The following is a 24,975-nucleotide window of genomic DNA, read 5'->3' on the forward strand; positions in this document are numbered from 1 at the left end:
TTAGCGGAGTCAGGGGCGCGTCGCCCCCCACTGAACAGGTCAGTGAGGATGGACCGCCGCGCCGATGAACAACGCCGACAAAAAGGTGAAGATGTAAGCCTGTAAGAAGGCGACAAAAAGTTCCATGCAGCTGAGCGCCACCGCCGCTAGAACGCTGGCGAAAGTGACGCCCCAGGCGATCGCGGCCATCTGGGCCGCCGCCGCGCCGATGAACCCGACCACCACGGCCAGGATCAAGTGGCCGGCCAACATGTTGGCGAGCAAACGAATGGCGAGCACTAAATGCTTGAGCAGCAGTCCAAAAACCTCGATGACCCAGATCATCGGCACGAGGAAAACCGCCATTGGCTTCGGCACGTCCATGTGGGGCGCCTGGGCCTTGAGGAAGCCGACCGGGCCGAGTTCAGCCATCCCCGCCGCCACCACGGCGCCGAAGGTCACCAGGGCCATCATGCCGGTCATCGCCAACGCGCCGGTCGGCGATCCCATCCAGGGGACCATGCCGAACAGGTTGCAGCCCAAGATGAAGAAGAACATCGTCCACAAGAACGGCAGGAAGCGGTCGCCGTCCTTCCTGCCAATCGCGGCGTATACGACTTCGTCGCGGATGTAGATCAAGAACACTTCAAGCAGGTTAGCGAGCCTGCCCTTGGGCGCCCTGCCCCCCTTGAGGGTTGTGGCGAGCCAGCCGAACAACACCACGCAGATGATCGCCACGGCGAGCTCGATGACCATGAACTTCGTCAGCACGAAGTTTGGCAGCCTCAACGAATTGTCGATCACCGCCACGCCGGTGTTGGTCTCGGCGATCGGCTGGTAGTCGTTGTCGATGTGCGGGTGGGCGACGCCCTCGCGTTCCTTGGCCAGGGGCTGCGGCAACGCCAGGTGCCCTGTTTCGTCCGCACCGAACCACCCACGAGGGAAGTGGAAGTACGTTGCGTCTTGGGCGTGGCCGAAGAGCTCGCTCGGTGCTAAGGGGTCGCTGGCCATAGAGACTGTTGTGTTGTGGCGGGCGTTAGTGTTGAGCGTTCGACGCGGCGATGCGTGAGTGTGCCAACCGTTGCGGCCAGCAATTCGCTGCCAGACAGGCTGGCGATGGTCTTGTCAGGCGATGGTCGATGCGGGCGAACAGGTTCGCTCGCCAGCGGCGGGTTGGTCGATGGCGGCGGCGACCACGTCGGCTCCCACCCAGGCTAAGTACAACGGCGCGAAGTAAATCGCGTGCTCAATCCCCAGTGGCTCTTCGAAACCAACAAGCCCCGGGGCGGATTTGGCGACCACCAGTGCGGCGAAGGCCAGTAACGTGCGAGCCGTCATCGTGGCGGCCATGCTAACGACCGGGCCGCCAGCTGCTAGCCCCCCCACCGCAAAATCGACCGATGTCGCCACGACCAGCATCACGCAGCCAAGCTTGGCGACGTACGACATGCCCTCACTACCGAGCTGCAAGTGCGCGAAAGGCAAGCAGACCACGGTCGCCATGAGGATCATGGCCGAGGTCGTCAGCACGCGCCGGAGTGTGGTTTGGCGAAGCATGAAATCCGAGCCGCCGGAGCGGCAAAGATCGTTACGGACGGTCGTGGGGGAGTGGCGGATCGCTGGGCGAGTCGTCGCCAATGGTTTTGTTCTTCGTGTCGCCCACGCCAATCAGCATGGCGAGGCGCCAGATGCCGTAGGCGAATCCCAGCGCGGATCCAATCAGGGTGCACCAAGGCAACGTTTCCAGACCGCGGTCGATGGCGTATCCGAGCAGGCCCGGTACGAACATCGAAATCGTGACCCCAGTCACCCGCGACGCCTGTCGATGGGCCCGGATGATCGCGTCCCGTTGTTCAGGGGTGATCACCCAAGCCCTTTGCCTGCTAGCTTCCCAACGGTCGGCTATGGGACATGTCTATCAGTCTGTCCGGCAGTCGTTAAACTGTACCGGTGAAACACTTTACAGCGAAAAAACGCTGGATTCGGGCTCGTTGCGGCCGAAGCGTTGTCTCGTCGCTGAAGGGCCCATCGTGCCCCTGCAAACTGTTTGTGTCAATGCCCTTGGGGCGATTTCGTGCCATTTTTCACAAAGTCTTCGCTGTCTTCATCAGCTCACGGCAGTTGGCGTCGCAATATCGCTGTAAACTGCTGCCTATAAAGTGTTTACGCGTTATTCCCGCGAGGGCCTCATATTCGCAAAAATTTGCATTTTCGGCGTTTCCAACTAGGCTGGAGGTTCCTTTTCAGCAGTGTCCCTAGCTCTGCTGGCCGGTCTGCCTGATTCGCACGGACTTAGCGTCTGCTCACCGGACGGCCCCCTTAACGGGCCACCCAGGCTTCCCTCTCCCCCCAGCGAATCGCACGGTACTGCTCGACGGATGGGCCCTGCTGCTTCAGCAGCGCGGCGACCGTCACGCTAGCGAGCCCTCCGCCCGAATCGGCCCCCATCTGAAGCGCCCCCCATGATGACCGCCAATAAACTCCACTCTTACACCTGCAAAGACCTCGCTCAGATGGCCCGCAATGAGGGGGTGACGGGCTGGCACGCGATGCGGAAGGACGAGCTCATCGAGGCGCTCATCAAAACCGCCCGACGCAGCCGGCGTACCGGTGGCGACCCCGCCGCCAAGGGCGAGCGTGGCCGCGAAGTCATCGAAGGATCACGTTCAGAGAAGCTCAACAGGGAGGAGAGCGTTCGCCAAGCGGGCAAGATTTCGGCCAAGCGGCGCCAGGCTCAAAAGCAGCTCGATCTGATCCACCAGAAAATGGCCAAGGCAAAAGACCTCAGCTGTGCGGCGGGCGATCAGAACGACGAAGCCAGCGGCGACCGCCTGGTGATGCTTGTTCGCGACCCTTATTGGCTGCACGCTCATTGGGAGATTGCCCCCTCGGGCGTTCAGCGGGCCAAATCGTCGCTCGGCCAATTCTGGCACGCCGCCCACCCGGTGCTGCGGGTGCTGCAAGTCGACGAGAGCGGCGCTACGCTCAGCCGCCGCGAGATCCGGATCCACGGCGGCGTGAGCAACTGGTACATCGACGTCGCCGACCCGCCGTGCCAGTTCCGCGCAGAAGTCGGCTACGCCGTCGAGGGGGGCGACTTTTACTGCCTCGCACGCAGCAACACCGTGACGACCCCGGCGCCCGGATCGGCCGACATGGTCGACACGAACTGGAGCGACGTGGCCGAGAAGGCCGACCAGATCTACGCGATGAGCGGGGGCTACTCGCACGGTGGCGTGAGCATCGAGCTGCAGGAGCTGCTCGAAGAGCGTCTGCGGCGGCGGCTCGGCCGGCCCTCGCAAACCCGCTACGGGCACGCGGTCGATCCCTCACGCGGCAGCGAGATGGAGCTGGCGCTCGACGCCGAGCTGGTGGTTTACGGCTCTTCGGACCCGCACTCGCACGTGACGGTGATGGGTGAGCCAGTGGCGGTGGGCGACGACGGCTCGTTCGTCGTGAAGATGCACCTGCCCGACCGGCGCCAAGTGATCCCGGTGGTGGCGAGCTCGGCCGACGGCGTGCAGCAACGCACCGTGATCTTGGGCGTGGAGCGTAACACCAAGGAACTCGATCCGCGCTACCGCGATGTGGCGACCAGCTGACCACCCTCCGGCCTCTCGGCGATGCGTGCGGCCAAGAATCGCGTCGCAGCCGCCGTTTCTGAGCCCGGAGCGTTCGGCTACGATTGAGGAAGCAGGCCCGCACGTCGGCTGTCGTCACGCTTCCCCGAGCCCCACGCGATCCCTTGTCGCCTGACATACGCCCGATCCTCAACGACTGGCCCTTCGAGCCGAACGATGTCACCGTGCGCATCGTTACCGCCGGCGACGGCGTCGAGCTCTTGCAGATGCGGCTCGACCTGGGGCTCTTGCAAATGGAGCTGAGCGGCCGGCCCGACGGCGCCCGCATCCAGAACCACGAATCGCTGCTCGACCTTCACCGGACCCTGCAGAAGCGGCAAGAAGAGGAAGGCCCCGAAGACGCGCCGCCCTACCTGCTAGAGCCCGAAGACTGCGCGGCGCTGATGCGCGAGGGGGCCCAGTACTACCACCGCTATGTCGGTTTCTGGAAACTCGGCCGCTACGAGTTGTGCGCCCGCGACACCGAACGCAACCTGCGGCTGTTCGACTTCGTTCGCGAGCACGCCCGCCACGATCGCGACAAGATGCAGTTCGACCAGTGGCTGCCATACGTGGCGATGATGCACGCGCGCGCCGTTGCCACGCCGCTGGCGTCGATGAAACAATTCACCGCCGCGATCGGCGCCATCGACGCCGGAATTCGGCGGATCGAGCAATTCCTGGCCGAGTACAACCGCGAGGCGCAAGCCGATCAAGTGAACGAGTTGCTGTTCCTCAAGCGATGGCGCCGGGAAATCGCCGCGCTCGCCGAAGAGGACGCCCCGGCGGCGCAGCTGGCTCTCGCCCGGATCGAACAAGAAATCGAGGAGCCGGAAGACCCGATCCAGACGCTCAAGCGCGAGCTTGATGAGGCGATCGCGGCGGAACGCTACGAAGACGCCGCCGGGCTCCGCGACGAGATCCAGCGACTCGAAGACCCGCCGCCCCCCGGCGCGGGGCTCGGTTAACCATAGAGTTCCTATGCCGATGAAGACCGCACCAGCAACCAACGCCGCCGAGAACGCCACGACCGAAGCCGCCGAGCGGCTTGTCGAAGCGATCCGCCCGCTGGGCTCGTGCGCGGTCGCCTTCTCGGCCGGGGTCGACAGCGCGGTCGTGCTGATGGCGGCCCGGCTGGCGCTCGGCGCGGAACATGTGGTCGCCATTACCGGCGTTGGTCCGGCGCTGGCCGAGGGCGAACTCGATGAGGCGCGCCGCGTCGCCGAGGCTGTCGGCGTGCGGCACGTCGAGGCGCCGACCGACGAGATCGAGCGGCAAGGCTACGTGGCGAACGCCCCCGACCGCTGCTTCCATTGCAAGACCGAGCTGTATGGCAAGATGGCGCCTCTCGCCGAGCAACTCGGCCTGGCGGCGGTGCTCAACGGCGCCAACGCCGACGACGCCGGCGACCACCGCCCCGGCATGCGAGCGGCCGACGACTACGGCGTGCGTAGCCCGCTGCTCGAGTGCGGCATCGGCAAAGCGACCGTTCGCGCGATCGCGTCGCACTGGGACCTGAGCGTGTGGGACAAACCGGCCAGCCCCTGCCTGGCGAGCCGGATCGCTTACGGCGAGAGTGTCACCGCCGAGAAGCTCGCCCGCATCGACGCCGCCGAACGGCGGCTCCGTTCGCTCGGGCTCAAGCAGGTGCGTGTGCGGCTGCACCCGGGCGACGTGGCGCGGATCGAGGCGCCGCTCGACGCGATCCCGATGCTTGCTGCCGAGGAGAACCGCGTGCGGCTGGTGGCTTGGTTCCGCGAGCTCGGATTCAAGGCGGTCGCCTTGGACCTGAGCGGGTTTCGGTCCGGCAGCCTCAACGAATTGGTCGAGCTTTCTTGACTTGAATCACCGATGGCCGAGCTAGCCATTGCTGATCCACGCCCCGCTCCAGCCACTCCCCCTAAATTGCCAGCTTTTGCTCTCTTGGCGGCGTGGGGTTTATCGCCCATGAGCCGGCTTGACAATCTCGCTCGAATTTTCTTGGAGCCTCGCGATAGCAGTGGTAAAATCCGCGGCGCTGGAGGAAACGAAAGCCGACGCCCATGGGCTCGGCGCTGGCGTCTGCGGTAACTGCAAACACTCGCGCTTGGCCCCCACCGTGACTCTACCTCCTGTACGGGTTGAGCTCACATGGCGCCGGGGGCCTTGGGCCTGCTGAACTCTTTTGCTCCCTCGAGCTTGTCGCCCGTTGCGCCGCCGCGCAGCGGGCTCGGGTCTACGTTTCTGAAGCTTGTGTGGAGAGTGCGAGATGCCCCAGGGCACGATTAAAAAGCTGACTGAAAAAGGGTTTGGGTTCATCGAAGGGGAGCGTGGCGACATCTTCTTCCACCACTCGTCGGTGGAGGGTGTGCCGTACGACGATCTCCGCGAAGGGCAATCGGTCGAGTACTCCGAGGGCGCCGGCCCGAAGGGTCCGCGGGCCGAAAACGTGAAGGTGCTTGAATAAGCCCGCCGCGTTGCGCAAATCGCCTGCGAACAAACACGACCACGTCGGCCTCCAAGGCCGGCGTGGTTTTTTCGTGGCTGCTCGACTGCGCCGCTGCTCGACTGCGCCGCTACTCGACCGGCGCCGCTGACGAGGCCGACGCGAGCACGGCGTCGGCCAGCGGGTTGAGATAATTCTCCGCGATCCACGCAACCGCGTCGACACAGACCGCGTCGCCGAAGCCAAACAACGCCTGGTTGAGCGGCGCGGTGACGCGGTAGCCGTCGGCGCCCATCAGCCGCGCGCACTCCGTGGCGTTGAGCAGCCGCACGCGGTACTCCCCTTTGCCGGCCTGGAAGAGGATCTGCCGGCCGCTGCCCCCCTTGGGCGTGCGCAGGCAGCCGGCGAGGCCGTCGGTTCGCAGCTCGGCCATCGACTTGCCTTTACGGACCCGGCGGAAGACCGTGCCGAAGCTGAGCGACTTTCCGGCGATCATCTTGTCGGCTTCCGCGCGATGGCGTTCGCTCATCTGGCCCAGCAGGTATTCGGACCGTTCGCGGCTCCACCACTGCGGCGAGTCGCTTGGCAGCCTCTCAAGGATCGACTCCAAGGGCGTGGCGCCGTAAGGAGGCAGTTCGGGCAACGCGGCGAGGCGCCAGCCGAGCTGCGGCGAGCGTCGGATCGCCTCGACCAGCTTCGCGCTGCGGAGCGGCGACGGCGCAAGGTCGTCGGCGTCGATCGCCGGCAGGTCGGGCTCCACGCCACGGCTGCCAATGACAAACAGCCGCGGCCGGCTCTGCGGCGTGAAATGGGCGGCGTCGATCGTCAGGGCGTCGACGGTGTACCCCAGGTCGCCGAGCGCGGCGAGGGCCGCGAAAAAGTCTTCGCCGTTGTGCGAAGTAAGGAAGCCGGTGACGTTCTCGACCAGCACGATTGGCGGCCGCCGGTCGCCCATCCCCTCCAAGAGCGCGTGCCAGCCCCAGAAGGCCGACGACTCGCCGCTGTTGAGCCCCCGCCGGCCGCCGGCTAGCGACAGATCAGTGCACGGGAACGACGCGTGCGACAGCAGAGTGGTCGGCACACGCTCCGGCTCGATGGCCAGCTTGTGGACGTCTTCAAGCAGGTAGTGCGGCGAAGGGCCGAAGTGCCCGTCGTGCATCGCAAGCTTCTTCGGATCGAGGTCGTTGGCCAGGGTCACCTCCCACCCGGCCCGCTCCAGCCCCATCCGCGCAAGCCCCACCCCGGCAAAGAACTCGGCCGCCGTCCGCCCGGGTGCGGGCGGCGGCGCGGGCGAGGCATCGAAGAGGGGGCGTTGGGCTTCCATGCCGACTAAGGATACACGCGCGAAGGGCGGAGAAGAATCGGACGCGGATCAACGCCGATTGAGCGGTTTCTAAGGAATTCAACGGTCCGCCCAGTAGCCGGGCTGCATCGCGACGTGCGGAAATGCGACGATACGGATGTGGTCGGCTGCGACCTCGTAGATTAGCAGGTAAGGAAAACCGGCGGCGATCCGCCGTCGCCAGCGTTGATGATGGATCAAGGGTTCGTAGTAACTCCACCGCAACGGCGCCGACTCCACTTCTTCAAGCAGGGCGTCGATTTCATCCGCAATCTGTGTCGCGAGTTCCTCCGAGATCGCCGCATAGTAGTCGATAGCGCGAGCCATCTCCTCGCGAGCGAGCGGATGGACGACGAGCATCACGACTCACTTTTCCGGGAGATGCGAGAGCGTAATTCGGCGCGCACTTCGGACCAGGGGATACCGATGACCTCCCCCGAGTCCATCTCGGCGGAGCGCCGCTGAACCTCTTGGGCGATTTCGTCGTCGCTCAGCTTGGGCCTGCGGGCAGCGGCGAGGCTGTCGAGCAACCGGTTGGCTAGATCGGCGCGACGATCGGGCGGCAATGCGAGAGCCGAACTAAACAGGTCGTCGTTGGATATACTCACGGTGGACTCCTGAAGGAGAGCAGCGGGCTATCTACAATAGTAACCTTAGCTTGATGCCGATGGAGCAAGCTGGAACTAAGGTTCGACGGGAATCGTATGATCCAATAGAACGTAGTGAAATTCCTCCTCGTAATAGTCTAGATTTCCAAGGAGACGCGCGAACTTGTCGTGCCCCAAAAAACCTGCCAAACCCGCGACTCCCCATTGGAAGTCTTCAAAATTGCCGGTATTCGCCAGCAACGGCGATAAGCGACTGGCGCCTATAGTAGCCGCTTCCCGAAAGTCGTCTTCGATCTCGTCTAGGCACTCGGCGTAGCCTTCGCGTTCAGCGAATGCGTAGACAACACCTGCATGAGAGAGCAAGGCCAGCTGCATCGAATTGTTAACTTGACTGCTCAGTTCAATCAGGTGGGGAGCCACGGCGTACATGGCGCTGGACGTATCGCCTTGATGTTGGACTGCATTGATGATCTCTCCCAATCTCTCGTTTGTGAGCGACTTGGCTGCGTAAGCTTCGTGAAGCCATTGACGTAGTTCAACAGAATCTCCGTAGCAATCTTTGAGAAGGTTCCAAATCGGGTTTTTCAGCGGTAGAGCCATTTGATTAGGACCATGCATCCAATTCAATTATTTGGGACAGCAGTTCCTCTCCCCAACAACTTGCCCCCCCTTCCAACGCCTCCTGTCACTCGTCCGTCACGCACCCCTCGCTCGCCGACTTCACGTTCTTGATGTACTTGTAGAGCGTGCCGCGGGTCGCCTTGAACGGCGGCGGGGTCCAGGCCTTCTTGCGTTCGGCGAACTCCTCGGCCGACACGTCGACCGTGATCTGGTTCTTCTCTGCGTCGACGGTGATCTTGTCGCCGTTCTTCACCAGGGCGATCGGCCCCCCCTCCTGCGCTTCGGGCGTCACGTGGCCGACGATGAACCCGTGTGAGCCGCCGCTGAAGCGGCCGTCGGTCATCAGGGCCACGTCCTTGCCGAGGCCGGCGCCCATGATCGCGCTGGTCGGAGTGAGCATCTCCGGCATGCCGGGCCCCCCCTTGGGGCCCTCGTAGCGGATGATCACCACGTCGCCCTTAGCGATCTTCTTTTCCTCCAACGCCTGGAGCATCGCCTCTTCACTGTCAAAGCAGTTCGCCGTGCCAGAGAAGACAAGGCCCTCCTTGCCGGTGATCTTCGCCACGGCGCCGTCCGGGCAGAAGTTGCCGCGCATCACGCGCAGGTGGCCGGTCGCCTTGATCGGGTTGTCGATGGGGCGGACGACCTCCTGCCCCTCCTCGAGCCCGGGCAGCTCGGCGAGGTTCTCGGCCACAGTTTTGCCCGTAACGGTCATGCACGAGCCGTCGATTTTGCCCGCTTCAAGCAGCAGCTTCATCACCGCCGGCGTGCCGCCCACTTTGTGCAAGTCTTCTTGGACGAACCGGCCGGAGGGCTTCAGGTCGGCCAGCAGCGGCGTGCTGTCGCTCACGCGCTGGAAATCGTCAATCGTTAGGTCGACGTCGACACTGCGGGCCATCGCCAGCAGGTGCAGCACGGCGTTGGTCGAGCCCCCCTCGGCCATGATGAGCACCATCGCGTTCTCGAACGCTTGGCGGGTCATGATGTCACGCGGCTTGATGTCTTTCTCCAAGAGGTGACGAATCGCGGCGCCCGCTTTGAGGCACTCCTCGAGCTTGGCGGGGTCCTCGGCCGGGATGCTGCTCGAGTAGGGGAGGCTCATGCCCATCGCCTCGATCGCCGAGGCCATCGTGTTGGCCGTGTACATACCGCCGCAGGCGCCGGCGCCGGGGCAGCTCTTGCGGACGATCTCTTTGCGCTCATCCTCCGTGATCGTGCCGGCCAGGTACTCGCCGTAGCACTGGAACGCCGAGACGATGTCGCGTTTCTCGTCCGAGCCCCCACCATCCGAAGAACGGCGCTTCGTGAAGCCGGGTTTGATCGTTCCGCCGTAGACCATCAGCGCCGGGCGGTTGAGCCGGCCCATCGCCATCAGGCAGCCCGGCATGTTCTTGTCGCAACCCGGCAGGGCCACGAGGCCGTCGTACCACTGGGCGCCCATGACGGTCTCGATGCTGTCGGCTATGAGGTCACGCGACTGCAGGCTGAAGCTCATGCCATCGGTGCCCATCGAAATGCCGTCCGACACGCCGATCGTGTTGAACCGCATTCCGACACAACCGGCCGGGCCCATCCCCTCTTTGACCTTGGCCGCCAGGTCCAGCAGGTGCATGTTGCAGGTGTTCCCCTCGTACCACACGCTGGCGATGCCGACCTGCGGCTTTTGCATGTCTTCGTCGGTGAGGCCCGTGCCGTAGAGCATCGCCTGGCTGGCGCCTTGCGACTTGGGCTGCGTGATCTTGCTGCTGTACTTGTTGAGCATAAGAGGGGGTGAGGAGTCGGGGATCGGGGGTCAGGGGGACGGGTACAGGCCCGAAATCAGAAGGGCTATTCTAATGGCTCCCGGCCCGGCGGCGCAGGGCCAAGATTCCTTCCTAGATCGGCACAAATGAGCCTCAAAACGCCTAAGTTTATCTACTTCGACCTCGGCAACGTGCTGGTCACTTTCTGCAACGAGCGGATGTGCCGCCAGATGGCCGCCGTGGCGAACGCCCCGATCGAGCGGGTTTACGAGGTCTTGTACGGCGACGCAGCCGGCGCCAACGACCTGACCGACACGGTCCAATGGAGGTTCGAAGCGGGGCGGTTTTCCGGCCACGAGTACTACGAGCACGTGTGCGAACTGCTCGGCGCTAGGCCCGAGCGGTCCGCTCTGGCGTTCGCCTGCGCCGACATGTTCGAGCCGATCGACGCCTCGATGCGGCTGGTCGAGCGTCTGGCGGCGGCCGGATGCCGGTTGGGGCTGCTATCGAACACGAACGCCTGGCACTGGGAGCACTTGCTGGACGGCCGCTTCGCGGCATTGAACAACGCGTTCGAACTCGAAGTGACCAGCTTCGGCGCCCAAGCGATGAAGCCCGACCCGACGATCTATCTTCACGCCGCCCAGGCGGCCGGCTGCGATCCCGAAGAGATCTTCTTCACGGACGACCGCCCCGAAAACGTCGAGGGCGCCCGCAAGGCGGGATTCGACGCCGAGCGTTTCGAATCAACCGAACTGCTGATCGACCACCTGCGCCAACGAGGTGTGAGCGGGGCGTAGACCATCCAACGGCTACCGCAGCCGCCGAGGGTAGTCGTCGGTCTCCCCCATCTGCCCTGGCAACCGCGACGCGCGCCTCGAATCACCCGCCGCCTCGGGTCCTAGAGCGGTTTGCTCATTAGTGTAGACGCTCGGCTCGCAATCGGCGTCATGGCTTCGTCAGCCTGCATCGACAATGCACCGCATTGCCTGCTTCGGCTTCCTCGCCACGCCGCCTATCGCTTCCCCGCTCGTCCACACCAATTCGAAAAACGCTCTAAGGCCGGTAGCTTGCCAAGAGCGCACGAAAAAAGCCGGCCCCACGATCGGGGCCGGCTCTGAATAGCTCTTTTCGCTCGCTAAAGGCGAGGCTCAGGAAACCATGTCCTTGAGCTTCTTGAGCGGGCGGATCTTCACGACGTTCTTGGCGGGCTTGGCCTTGAAGATCGTCGGCTCCTTGGTGAAGGGGTTGATGCCCTCACGCTCCTTGGTGGCCGGCTTGTGCTGGACCGTGACCTTGCACAGACCGGGCAGCGCAAACATCTTGGGCGCGCCACGACCGGTGAGCGACTTCTGGATCTCGGCGTCGAGCGCCTCGAAGACCGAGCCGACCTGCTTCTTGGTCAGGCCGGTGGCGTCGGCGATGTTCGAGTAGATTTCCGTCTTGGTCGGGGGCTTGGGGGCGGCTTTCGCCATGGGGTCGGATCCTCCTGTAAAACACCGAATTGTCAGCGGTTATTAAATGCTAGCCGTTTTGCTGTGCTGGCGAACCGTTGCGTGATTAAAGCGGACGCGGTCGCACGAACACAAGCCGGAAAATGCCCTAAAGCCCGAGAAACACGGGTATTTCGGGCCCAATCACTGCAAAAACGTCGGTAAAAACCGTCTCAACCCCCTTCACAAGGGGCTCATCAGCTCATCGACATCGGAGCAAAGAAAACGTAAACCAATAAGCCACAATGACTTATCGACCATCCGAGGCGATGACCGCAAACAAGCATAGCCCATGATTCGCTGCAAAGGCAGCCGGCACGGCATTCGTCCCAAATCATTGTCGCCGCCCAAGATCGCTCGTATATTTACGTTAACCACTACCAGTTAACAACTTACGCCTCCTCGATCGGTCTCCGCCCCGCGGCAATCCGTCTTCGCCCTCGGCAAGTTTCTGACTACAACGGGCCTGTCGTGGCCGGCGTCGCCGGCCTTGGGCTCAGGCGTGAGACCCTTTCTCCCCCGCAGAATCGTCTTGTTCAATGCAACGAGTTCGGCGGCCGCCAGGCGCCTAGCCGCCGTGGGGCTCTTAGCCGCGGCAGCGGCAGGCACAGCGGGATCGCTGCCCTGTTTCAGCCCGACGGCTTACGCCGGGCGCCACGCCGCCGCTGCCAGCGAAGACGAGCTGAGCGAACTCTACTACGGATCCCAGCTCCCGACCGACCGCAACGCGAGCCGCTCTCTGACGGTCGCTCGCGACCTGATCGCACAGCAAAAGCCGAGCGAAGCGACGCCCTTGCTGCTCAGTCTGCTGCGGCGGCGCGAAGACTGCCTGACAGCCGACTCGGCTTCGGCGAAGAGCGTCAAAAGCGAAGCCGCCGCTCTGCTCGCCAGCCTCGAAGGGGGCGGCCGCCGCGCTTACGAGGCGCTCGCCGAGGCCGAGGCAGGCCGACGGCTCAGCAAGGCGTACGCCGAGGGCGATCGGGCGGCCGTGGCCGCGATCGCCCGCGAGCTGCCGTCGCTCGAAGCCAGCCGCCTGGCCTGGCTGGCTTGGTCGCGCCTTGCAGCCGAGCATGGCTGCTACCAGACCGCCGCCCTGGTGCTCGAGCGCGCCCTGGACGCGGAGAGCTTCGCCGACGAAGAGCGGCAGCAACTCGCCCTGCAACTGGCTTCGCTGTGGGTCCGGTCGGGCGACGCGGCACGGGCGACCGACTCTCTCAAGCGGTTCGGCGTGAAGGGGCCGGCCATCGATTCTTTCGCGCCAAACGCCATCGCCGGCGCCCCGGTTGATTGGCTCTCCCAACAAACCGATCGAGCGACCGAGCGTTGGCTCGAGACGGGGGCGGCGAGAAACTGGGTAACCGGCGGCGGGGGGCCACGGCGCAACCCTCGCAGCAGGGCCGGCCTGCCACACGTTTGGCCCCGCTGGGCGGCCCGGCTCGACGTGGACGGCAAAGGCCCCGACGAAACGCTCTTGAAAGAGGCGCGCCGCAAGGGGGGCGTCCTCTCGCCGGTCCTCGGAGCCACGGTCTTCGGCGAACTGGTCGCGGCCCGCACGCCGGGCGGTCTGGTGGCGTTCGACTTCGCCTCTGGCAAACGGTTGTGGGAGTCGCGCGACCCGATAGCTAGCGGCGACTCCTCCGAAATGTCGGCCGCCGTGCGCAGCGAAACCCTTGTGGAATCGAACCGCGTGGCGGGTGGCGTCTCGACCAATGGCGATCTGCTCTACGTCGTGAGCTCGCTCTCCGCCCCGGCGCCAGAAAAGACACTCTGGCGAAATGTTGTGCAGAACCGCATGCAACGCTCAGGCCAAGCAAGGGGCAATCGCCTGGTGGCGTACGACCCCCGGTCGGAAGGCAAGATCGCTTGGTCCCTGGGGGGCGAAGGAACCGAAGGCCCGCTTGCCGAGGCGTTCTTCCTCAGCGCTCCGCTCCCCATCGAGGACCGGCTGTGGGTGCTCGCCGAGTTGCAACAAACGGTCGTCTTGCTCGAGCTCGACGCGGCTACGGGCGAGCCGTTGTGGCGGCAAACGCTCGTGGGGGTCGAGCAAGGAGTTAAGTCGAACGCCTCACTGCGGCTGCTCGGCGCCGAGCCGAGCATCGCGGGCGACTTGGTCGTCTGCCCCACCGGCTCGGGCGTGGTCGTTGCGATCGACCGGCTGACGCGAACGATCGCCTGGAGCACGCGTTTGCCGGTCGACCCTGACGAAGTGCGCCCCGGTCCCCCCCGTTCGTTGCGTCAAGGCCGTCGCGAGGGCCTCCACTCGCTCGACCGCGACGCTTGGCGACACAGCAGGGCGGTTGTCGAGGGCGATCGCGTGGTCGTGGCGAGCCACGAATCGCAACAGCTGCACGGCGTCGAATTGGCGACCGGCCGCATGGTTTGGTCGCGACCCTACCTGAAGGGCCACCTGATGGCCGCCGCGGCGAATCAGGTGGCGGTGTTCGCCACCCAAGACTCTCTCGTGGCGTGCCAACTGAGCGATGGCGCCGTGGCGTGGCGGGTGGATCTCGATGCACCGCCCGCGGGCGCTGGGCTCGTGGCGGGCGACATGTTTTACCAGCCGCTGGTCGGCGGCCGACTGCAACGCGTTTCGCTCGATGGCGGCGAAGCCGCCGAAGCGGTCTCGCTCGCCGAGGCGGGCCAGGCGGGCGCCCTGATTCATCACCGCAACGGGTTCTTGCTGTGCGGCGACGATCGGCTCGTGCTTTACGACAAAGCGGCGCCGCTGCTTGCCGAAGCACGCGACCGTTTGGCCGCCCACCCGGGCGACGCCTGGGCTTTGTGCGTGCTGGGCGAAGCGATGGGTGGCGAACGTCCCCAACGAGTCGATCAATACCGTGCGGCTCTCGACGCCAGTACAGGCGACCAACGGGCGCGATTGCGGCTGGCCGAGTCGCTGGTTGCCATGGCGCGCGACCCGGCCCAACTCGACCCTCTGCAGGCGCGATTGATCGACGACCTGGGCGACTGGGCTCTGCCACAGGGGTTCGCCGATCTGCACCGCTTGAGACTCGCTTTGGAGAAGGGCGACGTCCGCCAGGCATGGGAGCTGGTCGAGGGGATGACCGCCGCGGCCCACGACCCGCTGATCGAGACACCGGAGGGGATCACGGTCCGACGCAGCCTGTGGGCCAAGGCTCGGCTCGCCGGGCTGCTCGCCTCGACCGATCAGGACCACCCGACCTCATCGCTGGAGCAACCTCGCAGCGAGCCAGCTCTCTTTCCCCCGCCCCACGACGAATCGGCCCTCCCAGCCGAGCGATTGACTTCTGCGCAAGACGCAGCGGATCGCAACGCCTACTCACTGTGGTCTCTCCGTCAGGTGCACGCGTCGGTCGAGGTCGACCCCGACTGGGAGAGCCCCGAATCGCAGCGGCGTCAGAATCAGAACCGGCCGTCGCAGCGACTCACGCCATTTACCCTAACCTCGGGATCGGGGGCTCCTCCGACCATGTGGGGAGTGCTTGGCCAGCGTAACTCGGGCAGCGTGTTGGTCGCCTGGAACGAGTTCGGCGAATTGCTCGCCCGCAAGGAACTCGCCGCCAAAGCGCCGTTCCGCCACCGCAACTCTCGGCGCCCCAGGGCGCCGCGGGCGGCTTGGATAGCAGGGTTGCTCGTGCTGCAAGACGAAGCGGGCTTAGCGGCGATCGAACCGCTCGGCGCCGACGACGCCGCGGACTACCGATGGCGGCTCGACGAGAGTGACTTGGCGGCGCCAGCCGAACTGTCGCTCGCAGTGGAGACGACCGAAGGCGTCGATTCAGCCGGCTCGGCGTTCGACTTGCTGCCGGTCGGTGGGAGCGGCTTGATCGTCACTCGCCAGCGAGACGCTTGGCGCATCGATCCTACGACGGGCGAGCTGCTGTGGCGCCGTCGGCTCCCCTCCGTGCGTGGAGCGCACGCCGAGGGCGAGCGTTTGTGGATCGTGCTGAAAGACGGCTCGGGGATCGTGGCGGCGATCGAAGACGGCGCGACACTGGGAAGCTGGTCGGCGCCCGCCGGCCGACCCGTATTGTGGGGCGACGGCCGCCTCGCCTCGACCCGTTCGGCCGCCGACAGCGAGTTGCTGACCCTCGCCCCACTCGTCTTGGACAACGACGCCACGGGCGCCGAAGTCGTCGAGCATTCCTTCCCGCAGGGAACGCTCTTCGAGCCGGCAGGCCCGTTGGGGGTTGTTGCGATCGCGCCCGACGGCGAGCTGTCGCTCATCGACATGGCGACCGGCGACGCACAAATTGCGGCGCGGCTGCCGCTCGATCGTGCGCCCCATTCGCTGCTCGTGACGCAGCGCCGCGGCGTTGTGTACATCGCCGCCAACCTGCGCAGCGAGGCGCAACACCGCAACGAGGGGCGCCAGCCGATCGGCCCCGACGAGGTGCTCAGCGGTCCGCTGATCGCCCTCGATGCGGCGACGGGCGAGCCGCTCTGGTCGGCGCCGGCCGTCATCGACGGGCTCGCTCTGCTGACGGAACCGGTTTCGACCGGCGGCGTGTTGCTGCTGGCCTCGCGTCACGAGAACGAAGAGCAAAACCGCCAGAACGACCGCACACGGCTGCTGGTGCTCGACGCCGCGACCGGGCGAACGCTGCTACTGAAAACAGACCTGCCGCCATGCGGCATCGGCCTCACCGATTACTGGGCGCAAGCCGAATCGGGAAAAAGCGAGCGCATTTCGCTGCGGCTGGCCGGATCGCGGGTCGAGATCACGACGACCGACTACCCCCGTCCGCCGGGGCCCCCCTATGCGGCGTCGGTCGAGGCGCCGCCGGAATCCGCGTCGAGGAACTTCAACGAAATGCTGCGGCGTGCGCAACAGTTTTTAGCTCCTAGCGACATGGATCTCGAGGAGTGACGCCCCCCCGTTCGATCGCCGTGAGGCCCGCTCGACTACCACGATTCGCGCCGCCGCGCTAGGATGGGCGCAGCGGCAACACTCCCCTTCCCTGTCACCCCGCGTCGGCCGTGCCAAGAATCGGCATTAATAGCGAACAGACGCGATGGCGGTGGATCATCGCTGCGTCGCTGGCGCTGACGATCGCCGTCGGGTCGCCCTGCCTGGCGGCCAACGCCGAGATCGACCGCGTGATCGAGGGGGGGCTCGACTGGCTGGCTGGCGAGCAGAACCGGCTGGGCGCCTGGAGCGCTCAGGGGCAGTACCCGGCGGCGATGACCGCCTTGTGCGGCCTGGCGCTGATGAGCGAGGGCTCCACGCCCAACGGTGGCGAGTACGCCGCTGAGTTGCGCAAGGCGGTCGATTACCTGGTGAGCCAAAGCCGCACCAACGGCCTGATCGGCGACCCGTTGCGCGACGACCGCTACACTTACGGGCACGGTTTCTCGATGCTCTTTCTTTCCCAAGTGCTTGGTGAAGAGGAAGACGCCCAGCGCCGGGAGCAACTGATCCGCGTGCTCGAATCGGCGGTGGTCTTCACCGGCAAGGCGCAAACGGCCGCCGGCGGCTGGGGCTACGTGAGCGCCAAAGACGGCAACGGCTTTGACGAGGGCTCGACCACCATCACCCAAGTGCAGGCCTTGCGCAGCTGTCGCAACGCCGGCATCGCCGTGCCGAAGGAAATCATCGACAAAGCGGTTCGTTACATCCACCGCTGCACGCGTCCTGACGGCGGGGTGCAATACAGTTCGAAAGGCGGCGGCGGCCGCCCGGCGATCACCGCCGCCGCGATCGCCTGCCTCTACAGCGCCGGCGAGTACGACGACAACTTCGTCCCGCGTATGATGGAGTATTGCGAAACCCGCCTCGGCCCAGAAAACGCCAGCAATTACGGCCACTGGCACTACGCCCACTTTTATTACTCACAGGTCCGCTACCGCGAGGGGGGCGATTCGTGGGAAACCTACCGCCGCGTCACCCAGCGCAAGCTGGTGCGCGAGGCGACCAGCGTCGCCACGCCCGAGGGCCGCGGCTACTCCTGGAACCAAGGCTACATCGGCGCCGTTTATACGACCGCACTGAACCTGATCATCCTGCAACTCGACAACGCGACACTGCCGATTTACAGCCGATAAACTAGCAATGCCGAATGGTGGCGGTTGGGGCGGCAAGCACTTAGCTTTTTCCTACCGATTGCTTCTCGTCCCGACCGATTCGTCCGTCACTAAACACCGCTGCTCTCCTTCGAGGGGTCCTTCTTTGAGCGATCAAGCTTTGAACGATCAAGACGCGAACGACGAACCGGGCGCCGAGGGCGGGGTCGACGCTTCGGCCGCCGGCAAGATGCAAGACTCCATCGTGCGAGTCAAAGAGCAACTCGGCCGCGTGATCGTGGGACAAGAGGAGGTGATCGACCTGATCTTGCTCACTCTCTTCTGCCGCGGCCACTGCCTGCTGGAGGGCGCCCCGGGCCTTGCCAAGACGCTGCTGGTGAGTTCGCTCGCTCAGTCGCTCAACCTGACGTTCGCGCGGATCCAGTTCACCCCCGACCTGATGCCCGCCGACATCACCGGCGCCGACATCATCGAGGAGGACCGCACCACCGGCAAACGCGACATGCGTTTCCTGCAGGGGCCGATCTTTTCGCACGTGATCCTGGCCGACGAGATCAACCGCACCCCGCCGAAAACCCAGGCGGCGTTGCTCGAGGCGATGCAGGAACGCCAGGTCACGGTCGGCCGGATGCGGCACTTAATCTCCGACCCGTTCTTTGTCTTGGCCACGCAGAACCCGATCGAGCAAGAGGGCACCTACCCGCTGCCCGAAGCGCAGCAAGACCGATTCATGGTCAAGGCGTTGGTCCGCTACCCCTCGTTCGACGAGGAAGTGGAGGTCGCCCGCCGGACGACCTCGGCCTCTTCGGCGACGCCGGAGCCGGTGCTCTCGATCGAAGACATCCTCGAGATGCAGTCGCTCGTGCGGCGGACCCCGATCAGCGACCACCTCACGCGTTACGCGGTGGCCCTGGTGCGCGGCACGCGCGTGGGCGAGCCGGAGGCGATCCCCGAGGCGGCCGAGCAACTGGCCTGGGGCGCCGGACCGCGAGCCGTGCAGTTTCTGATTCTCGGCGCCAAGGCGCGGGCGTTGATGCACGGCAGGCCGTGTGTCGCGGTCGACGACCTGCAGGCGCTCGCCCGGCCGGTGCTGCGTCACCGCTTGGTGCTCAACTTCGTCGCCGAGAGCGCGGGGCTGACGACTGACGACTTTGTCGACCGGCTCATCGAATCGACCCCCACCCGCGAAGACGCCCTGAGCAATGACCCCCGATTCCGCGGACTACTCGCGTCCTGAAGGGTCGGCGCCCAAGGGGACGTCACCCGAACGACGCGCCGCGTCGCCGAAGGCCGTGCCCCACAAGCTGGACGCCGACCAACTCTCCGCCACGCTCGGACGCGTGGGCCGTTTGGAGGTGCGCGCCCGGCAAACGGTCGAGGGCCTGCTCGGCGGGTTGCACCGCAGCCCCTACTTCGGCCGCTCGCTCGAGTTCCGCGAGCACCGCCAGTACGCCCACGGCGACGACCCCCGCCACGTCGACTGGAAGGTTTGGGCCCGCCGCGATCGGCTCTTCGTCAAGCAATACGAGGAGGACACGAACCTCCGCGGCACGCTCCTGGTCGACTGCTCGCCGAGCATGTCCTACGGCGCGGAAACGCTCGTGGGCGGCGCGGCGAAGGACGCCGCGGAGGGGGGGCGATCCAAGCACGAACACGCGGCGATCGCGGCTTGCGCGCTCGCCCACCTCATGCTCAAGCAAAACGACTCGGTCGCCTGCGTCGGTTTTGGCGACGATCTCACTCGGCGGGCGCCGCACCGCTCGCACCACGGCCACCTGATGACGATCGCCGGAGCACTCGCCCCCGAGCCAGAAGCGTCCTCTTCTGCGTCCTCCCCGCAACCGGAGGGAGACGCGGCGGCCAGGGCGATGCGGGCCGTGGCCGCCGAGATCCCTCGGCGCGGCGTGGTGGTGATCCTGTCGGACCTGCTGGGCGATCTGCAGGCGTTCGCCGAGAGCCTCGCCCTGTTGCGCAGCCGTGGCCACGATTTGGTGGTGCTGCACGTGCTGCACGACGACGAGCTCGATTTCCCGTTCGACGAGCCCGCCGAATTCGTCGGCCTCGAAGGGGGCGACCAGGTGCGAGCGAACCCTCGCGCGTTGCGGGCGGGGTACCTCAAGGCGATGGATTCGTTCCTCCAGCGGGCGGCTCAGGCCTGTCGGCGCCAACGAGCCGACTACCTGCTGATGCGCACCAGCGAGCCGATCGACGCGGCCCTTGGCGCCCTGCTGGCCGGCCGCGACGCGCGCTCACGCCGCGCGCTCCCCACGACCAGCCGACCTGGCGCCTGATGCTTAGAGAACTACTTATCACACATAGGGGCGTGGCTATCCAATCCGTGCGGTTCGTGAAATCCGTGGTTAAAAGAAGCACTTAAGAACCCTAAGCCCTGCGAGAACAGTAATCCCCTTGTCGTTCCTCTTCCCCATGTTGGCCTGGTTGGGCGTCGCCGCGGCGGCGGCGCCGGTGCTGTTGCACCTGATCAACCTGCGCCGGCGGAAACGCATCCCGTGGGCGGCGATGGCGTTCCTCCTGGAGAGCGACCAGCAGCACCGCTCGTCGGTGCAGCTCAAAGAACTGCTGCTGATGGCGATGCGCGTAGCGATCATCTTGCTGGCCGCTTGCCTGCTCGGCGGGCTGCAAGCCGAGGAGGGCCTCTCCGACTGGTTCCAACGCGCCGCCCCGCGGACACTCGTGTTGGTCGACGACAGTTTCTCGATGGCCGACCACTCGACCGACGCCGACGTGTGGCGTACGGCCGTGGCCGTCGCCGAGCGGATCGCTTCGCCGCCGACCGCCGCGACCGGCGAGGTAACGACGGTCCGATTCTCCGAGTTGATACACGCCGCAGATGACGAGATGTTCGCCGCGGCGCCACTCGGTGGGGAGGAAGCGCGACGACGCGTCCGACTGCTCGAGGAACGCGGACCTAGCCAAACGGCCGTCGGCCCCGCCGAGGCGTTGCGCCGGCTGGCGGCGATTAGCAACCGTGACCGCGAAGCTTCTTACACCAATCTGTATGTTGTCTCCGATTTCCGGAAGAAAGATCTCACCACGGCTGACGAGCTAGCGGAGTTGGTCGACGAGGCGGCCGCAGGGGCCGAGCCGAGATTCGTCCACTGTGCACCGGACAGACGCGGCAACCTATCGCTCAGCGAGTTGCGACTGCTGCCGGGCGCCCGCGCAGCGGGGGTCGAGGCGACGCTCCGGCTGTCGGTCACCAACCACTCGGCCATCGACGCCGAAGGAGTGGTGGTGCGGCTGACGCGCGACGGGGCGGCGCTGCCGGCTGTTGCGCTCGACACGATCGGAGCCGGCGAGACCGTCACCCGGCAGGCGCCACTGAGGTTCGCCACACCGGGCCGCCACACGCTCGTCGCCCGCCTCGATGCGGACGCCGTGCCGGCCGACAACCGACGGTTCCTGGCGGTCGATTTGCCCGAGTCGCACGAGGTCCTCCTCGTCGACGGCTCGTCGGGGGGCGCCGAAGGACGGGTGTTCGCCGCTGCCCTCCGCCCGCAGGGATCGCTCCGTACCGGCTGGCGACCCGAGCCGCGTGCGAACGACGACCCGTCGGCTTTCGACGGTCTCGAGCAGGCGGCGGCCGTGATGTTGCTCGACCCCACGCGACTCGACTCCAACGCCGCCGCGAAGCTGCGGGCCTATCTCGCCGATGGCGGCGGCGTGCTGATCTGCCTCGGGCCCAATGCGGACCGCGGCGCGCTCGGCCGCAGGATCTTCGCTGATGCGAAAACGCCGCTGTTGCCGATCGGACTCGACTTGCCGACGCAAGTCGCCCCCCCCCCCGACGGCGCCGCGCCCCTCGCTCTGCGCGAGCATCCGCTCTTCAAGGCTTTCCAGGGAGAACGCAACGGCTTCCTGCCGTTGATTCGCATGGCGATGCGCTGGGACCTGCGGCCGGCAGAAGCACCACCGGAGGGATCGGCCCCGGCCGAACGAGGCTACCGTGTGCTGGCGCAGACGGCTGACGGCGCCCCGCTGATCCTCGAACGGACGAGTGGGCCGGGACGACTGCTCGTGATGCTCACCACCACCGCCCGTCCTCCGAATGACGCCGCGGCGCCCGCCTGGAGCAACTTGGCCACGCTACCGGTGTTCCCGATCTTGGTGAACGAGATCGCCGGCTGGCTCGCCGTTGGCCGCACGCGTGAGAGCGACTTGACGGTCGGAACGCGACTCGCTGAGGGCGCCGTCGCCGCACGGCAGGCAAACGCCGGCGGACCGCCCGACCAATCCCCTGCCGCTTCACTCGACCCCCCCTCGCCTGCCGCTGACTCCGCCGCTCACTCCACCCCGCTGCTGTCGAGCGGGATCTACAGCATCGAATACCCGGCACAACCGACCGCCGCCACCGCCAGCGGCCATGCTCGCAGCGTCGCTCAACCGCGGTGGACGGCGGTCAATGTCGAGCCCAGCGAGGGCGATCTCACTTCGACCACTACCGCCGAGGTGGCGAGCCTTGCGGGTGGTCGCGCTTCGGTCGTCACGGCCGACGCGTTTCTGGACTGGCCCAAGGACACCCGCAATGCCTCGCTCGGTCCGTGGCTCGGCCTGCTGCTGCTCGCCGCCCTGGCTGGCGAGCGCGCCCTGAGCAACGCTTGCAGCTACGTGCAGGCCAGGCCGGCCAAAGCCTCTGCCGTGAGGGGGCGGGTATGAGTACGCCGATCGGCGCTGCCATCGCGTCCGACACCACCGCCGATGGCGACGCCTGGCTGCGCTACGAGACGCTCGGCTGGGACACGCTGGCGGACCAGCCGGTGCTGCTCGCCGTGGCGCTGGTTGCACTCGCGGCTGCGGTTATCGCCACGGTGTGGTTCACATGGCGCGAGCGCAGCGCATCGAGCCCCGCACGGCTGGCGACCCTCACCACGTTGCGTATCGCGGCGATCGCCGCCGCGGTGGGCGCGGTCGTCGGCGTCGAGCGGCGCAGCGTGCGTGAAGTCCGTGAACCGTCGCGAGTAGTGATCCTGATCGACAACAGTCTGAGCATGGCCTCTCCGAACGCGGCGCCGGGCGACGCACCCAGCGGAACCCCCTCGGGTGCGAGCGAATCACGCAGCGAAGCGGCGGCCGCGTTGGTCACGCGTTCCGGGCTTGTCGAGCGACTTGCCGAGCGACACCGGGTGAGCCTCGCCACGTTTTCCGATCGCTTGCGAACGATCAATCCACCCGAGGAGGACCCCTCCGGCGCCGGTGAGCCTTCGCCATTCGGTCCCGCTGGCGCCGAGACCCGGCTGGGCGGGGCGATCGAGCAGGCGCTCGCTCAGCACGCCGGCGCGAGCCTTGCAGGGCTGGTGTTGCTCACCGATGGCGGCCACACCACCGGGCCCGACCCCATGGCGACGGCTCGTACGGCCAAGGAGCGAGGCGTGCTGATCCACGCCGTCGGCTACGGACCGCTGGTCGTGGCGCCCAACCTCGTGCTGCGCGAGGTCGCGGCGCCCAAGAAGTCCTACCCGGGCGACGACATGGCGATCACGGTCTCTGTGGCCGCCGAGGGACTCGACCCCGAGTCGGGCGCGGGCCTGCTCGGCGCCGAACCGGTCGTCACGCTACGACGCCGCGCCGCGTTGCCCCAAGGGGCGGCAGGCGCCACAACCGAAGTCGGCCGCGAGGCGGTACGCTTCGCCCCCGGCGAATCGATCGGCTCGGCCCACTTTACGGCGACCGCCGACCAGCCGGGCGATTGGGTCTACGAGGCGACTGTCGCCTCTTCGCTCAGAGAGTCGTCGACGGACGACAACCTTCGCTCGGCGAACGTGGCGGTGGTCGACCGCGTGACCAAAACACTGCTGCTCGCCGGCGGGCCGACGCGCGACTTCCACTTTGTCCGCGATCAACTGCACCGTGACAAACGGTTCGTCGCCGACGTGCTGCTGCAATCGGCCGCCGGCGCCGTTTCGCAAGACGCCAACCGCGTGCTCGAGGCCTTCCCGAGCAAGCTCGAAGAGATCGACGCTTACGACGCGGTAGTGGCCTTCGACCCCGATTGGTCGCGGCTCACCGCGCGTCAGATCGAGACGCTGCAGATGTGGGTGTCGCGTCGAGGCGGGGGGCTGATCATCGAGCCGGGCGCCGTGGGCGCCTCGCGGACCCGATTCGGCGATCAGGACGCCGTGGTCGCCCGGCTGTCGCCGGTCAACGTCGCCTGGAGCCTCGCCAGTCACACGCTCCCGCCCGACAAGCCGAGCCCGGTGCGTCTGACCCCGGCCGGTCAATCGAGCGAGTTCTTGCGTCTCTCCAGCGGTTTCACGAATGACGCCGCCGCTGGCGGAGCAGCCGGCTGGAACGCCTTCCCCGGCTTCTACCGCGTTGTCCCCTCGGCCGAGCCCAAGCCGGCCGCCACGGTCTACGCTTACGCGTTGGACGAAACCGAGGGCCGCCGCGTGCTCTTCGCCGAGCAGTTCTACGGCGGCGGGCGGGTGTTCTACACCGCGACTTCCGAGCTTTGGCGGCTGCGACGCCAAGACACCACTTGGTTCACAACGTTTTACACGAACCTGCTGCGGCACGTCTCCCAGGGCCGGCTGCTCGCCCAGTCGGGAGCGGGCGCCCTGGCCCTCGACCGCGACCGTTATGAGGCGGGGGACGAAGCCGAGCTGAGGCTATCGATCAATAGTTCGGCCGCCTTCGATCCCGCGACCGCCGCGGCGATCGTCACGCTCGCCGATCAGCCGCAGCGGAGCGTGCGGCTCGAAGCGGTCGAAGGCGAGGAGTCGGTCTACCGCGCCACGCTGCGCGTCGATCGGCCCGGCGACCTGCGAGCGGCGGTCGCCCTGGGCGATGCGGCCGAGTTGCTCGAAGCCGAAGCGACCGTCGTCGCTCCGCGACTCGAATCCAAACGCGCCACGCAAGACGCCGACCTGCTGCGGTCCATCGCTCGCGCGACCGGCGGGGCTTACTACGCGGACAATCCCACCGCGATCCATGGGGCCGATGACCTCGCCCCGCTCGCCGAGGCGATCCCCTCGCAAGCCGAAACCCGCTTCGTCCACGGCGAACTCGACGCCGATTTTGCCCGGCGGCTCTCTGCCTGGCTGCTGGGCGTGCTGTGCCTTTGCTTGATCCTCGAATGGACGCTGCGCCGCTTCTGGCGCCTCGCCTGATTCACTGCTGAA

The 24,975-nt window shown here is 66.2% G+C and carries 20 protein-coding genes; 11 read left to right on the forward strand and 9 right to left on the reverse strand.

All coding sequences use genetic code 11. The features are described from left to right. Positions 1-39: 39 nt before the first annotated feature. From atpB to Mal64_RS01630, 3 genes are all read right to left on the reverse strand, one after another. Positions 40-990 (reverse strand): F0F1 ATP synthase subunit A, encoded by a 951-nt coding sequence (gene atpB, locus Mal64_RS01620; RefSeq protein ID WP_146396068.1) that lies wholly within the window; start codon positions 988-990, stop codon positions 40-42. A 114-nt stretch (positions 991-1,104) separates the two neighbouring features. Continuing rightward, a complete protein-coding gene (locus Mal64_RS01625) occupies positions 1,105-1,536 on the reverse strand; it encodes a hypothetical protein (RefSeq protein ID WP_146396071.1) in 432 nt (143 codons plus the stop codon). 31 nt (positions 1,537-1,567) lie between these two features. Continuing rightward, positions 1,568-1,846, reverse strand: coding sequence for an AtpZ/AtpI family protein (locus tag Mal64_RS01630; protein ID WP_146396073.1), 279 nt, complete (start codon positions 1,844-1,846; stop codon positions 1,568-1,570). 598 nt (positions 1,847-2,444) lie between these two features. Here Mal64_RS01630 and Mal64_RS01635 point away from each other — a divergent pair. The 4 genes from Mal64_RS01635 to Mal64_RS01650 all read left to right on the forward strand — a co-directional run bounded on the left by Mal64_RS01635 (position 2,445) and on the right by Mal64_RS01650 (position 6,045). Beyond that, entirely contained in the window at positions 2,445-3,581 is a 1,137-nt protein-coding gene (locus Mal64_RS01635) for a DUF4912 domain-containing protein (RefSeq protein ID WP_197525335.1), read from the forward strand. Positions 3,582-3,724: 143 nt separating this feature from the next. Then, positions 3,725-4,567, forward strand: a complete 843-nt coding sequence (locus Mal64_RS01640) for a UvrB/UvrC motif-containing protein (protein ID WP_146396079.1) — start codon at positions 3,725-3,727, stop codon at positions 4,565-4,567. A gap of 13 nt (positions 4,568-4,580) precedes the next feature. After that, on the forward strand, positions 4,581-5,438 hold the full coding sequence (larE, locus tag Mal64_RS01645; RefSeq protein ID WP_231993552.1) for an ATP-dependent sacrificial sulfur transferase LarE: 858 nt from the start codon (positions 4,581-4,583) through the stop codon (positions 5,436-5,438). Positions 5,439-5,847: 409 nt separating this feature from the next. Further along, positions 5,848-6,045 carry a cold-shock protein gene (locus tag Mal64_RS01650; protein WP_146396082.1) on the forward strand — a complete coding sequence of 66 codons (198 nt, stop codon included), beginning with the start codon at positions 5,848-5,850 and terminating at the stop codon, positions 6,043-6,045. A 109-nt stretch (positions 6,046-6,154) separates the two neighbouring features. On the opposite strand, the gene Mal64_RS01655 is transcribed toward Mal64_RS01650, so the two are convergent. From Mal64_RS01655 to ilvD, 5 genes are all read right to left on the reverse strand, one after another. Further along, positions 6,155-7,348, reverse strand: a complete 1,194-nt coding sequence (locus Mal64_RS01655; protein ID WP_146396084.1) for a DNA cytosine methyltransferase — start codon at positions 7,346-7,348, stop codon at positions 6,155-6,157. A gap of 78 nt (positions 7,349-7,426) precedes the next feature. Further along, positions 7,427-7,726, reverse strand: a complete 300-nt coding sequence (locus tag Mal64_RS01660; RefSeq protein ID WP_231993617.1) for a type II toxin-antitoxin system RelE/ParE family toxin — start codon at positions 7,724-7,726, stop codon at positions 7,427-7,429. Next, on the reverse strand, positions 7,726-7,974 hold the full coding sequence (locus tag Mal64_RS01665; protein WP_146396089.1) for an addiction module protein: 249 nt from the start codon (positions 7,972-7,974) through the stop codon (positions 7,726-7,728). Before Mal64_RS01665 ends, Mal64_RS01660 begins: the two co-directional genes overlap by 1 nt. Before the next feature lie 75 nt (positions 7,975-8,049). After that, positions 8,050-8,574 carry a hypothetical protein gene (locus Mal64_RS01670; protein WP_146396092.1) on the reverse strand — a complete coding sequence of 175 codons (525 nt, stop codon included), beginning with the start codon at positions 8,572-8,574 and terminating at the stop codon, positions 8,050-8,052. A gap of 85 nt (positions 8,575-8,659) precedes the next feature. Continuing rightward, a complete protein-coding gene (gene ilvD / locus Mal64_RS01675; RefSeq protein WP_146396095.1) occupies positions 8,660-10,357 on the reverse strand; it encodes a dihydroxy-acid dehydratase in 1,698 nt (565 codons plus the stop codon). Positions 10,358-10,483: 126 nt separating this feature from the next. On the opposite strand from ilvD, the gene Mal64_RS01680 reads away from it, so the two are divergent. After that, on the forward strand, positions 10,484-11,137 hold the full coding sequence (locus tag Mal64_RS01680) for an HAD family hydrolase (RefSeq protein WP_146396097.1): 654 nt from the start codon (positions 10,484-10,486) through the stop codon (positions 11,135-11,137). 351 nt (positions 11,138-11,488) lie between these two features. On the opposite strand, the gene Mal64_RS01685 is transcribed toward Mal64_RS01680, so the two are convergent. Next, positions 11,489-11,812, reverse strand: coding sequence for an HU family DNA-binding protein (locus tag Mal64_RS01685; RefSeq protein ID WP_146396099.1), 324 nt, complete (start codon positions 11,810-11,812; stop codon positions 11,489-11,491). 550 nt (positions 11,813-12,362) lie between these two features. Between Mal64_RS01685 and Mal64_RS01690 the strand changes: the two genes are divergently transcribed. From Mal64_RS01690 to Mal64_RS01715, 6 genes are all read left to right on the forward strand, one after another. Next, entirely contained in the window at positions 12,363-16,682 is a 4,320-nt protein-coding gene (locus tag Mal64_RS01690; protein WP_146396102.1) for an outer membrane protein assembly factor BamB family protein, read from the forward strand. A gap of 110 nt (positions 16,683-16,792) precedes the next feature. Further along, positions 16,793-17,857, forward strand: coding sequence for a prenyltransferase/squalene oxidase repeat-containing protein (locus tag Mal64_RS01695; RefSeq protein WP_231993553.1), 1,065 nt, complete (start codon positions 16,793-16,795; stop codon positions 17,855-17,857). 208 nt (positions 17,858-18,065) lie between these two features. Beyond that, positions 18,066-19,073 carry an AAA family ATPase gene (locus Mal64_RS01700; protein WP_146398679.1) on the forward strand — a complete coding sequence of 336 codons (1,008 nt, stop codon included), beginning with the start codon at positions 18,066-18,068 and terminating at the stop codon, positions 19,071-19,073. Continuing rightward, the gene (locus Mal64_RS01705; RefSeq protein WP_146396104.1) at positions 19,039-20,127 is read left to right on the forward strand and encodes a DUF58 domain-containing protein; all 1,089 of its coding nucleotides are present in this window, start codon (positions 19,039-19,041) and stop codon (positions 20,125-20,127) included. Before Mal64_RS01700 ends, Mal64_RS01705 begins: the two co-directional genes overlap by 35 nt. A gap of 118 nt (positions 20,128-20,245) precedes the next feature. Continuing rightward, positions 20,246-22,513, forward strand: coding sequence for a BatA domain-containing protein (locus tag Mal64_RS01710; RefSeq protein ID WP_261342158.1), 2,268 nt, complete (start codon positions 20,246-20,248; stop codon positions 22,511-22,513). Beyond that, the gene (locus tag Mal64_RS01715; RefSeq protein ID WP_146396110.1) at positions 22,510-24,963 is read left to right on the forward strand and encodes a vWA domain-containing protein; all 2,454 of its coding nucleotides are present in this window, start codon (positions 22,510-22,512) and stop codon (positions 24,961-24,963) included. Before Mal64_RS01710 ends, Mal64_RS01715 begins: the two co-directional genes overlap by 4 nt. The last annotated feature ends 12 nt before the right edge of the window (positions 24,964-24,975 follow it).

Origin of the sequence: Pseudobythopirellula maris (genome assembly GCF_007859945.1) — a bacterium.
Lineage (GTDB): Bacteria > Planctomycetota > Planctomycetia > Pirellulales > Lacipirellulaceae > Pseudobythopirellula > Pseudobythopirellula maris.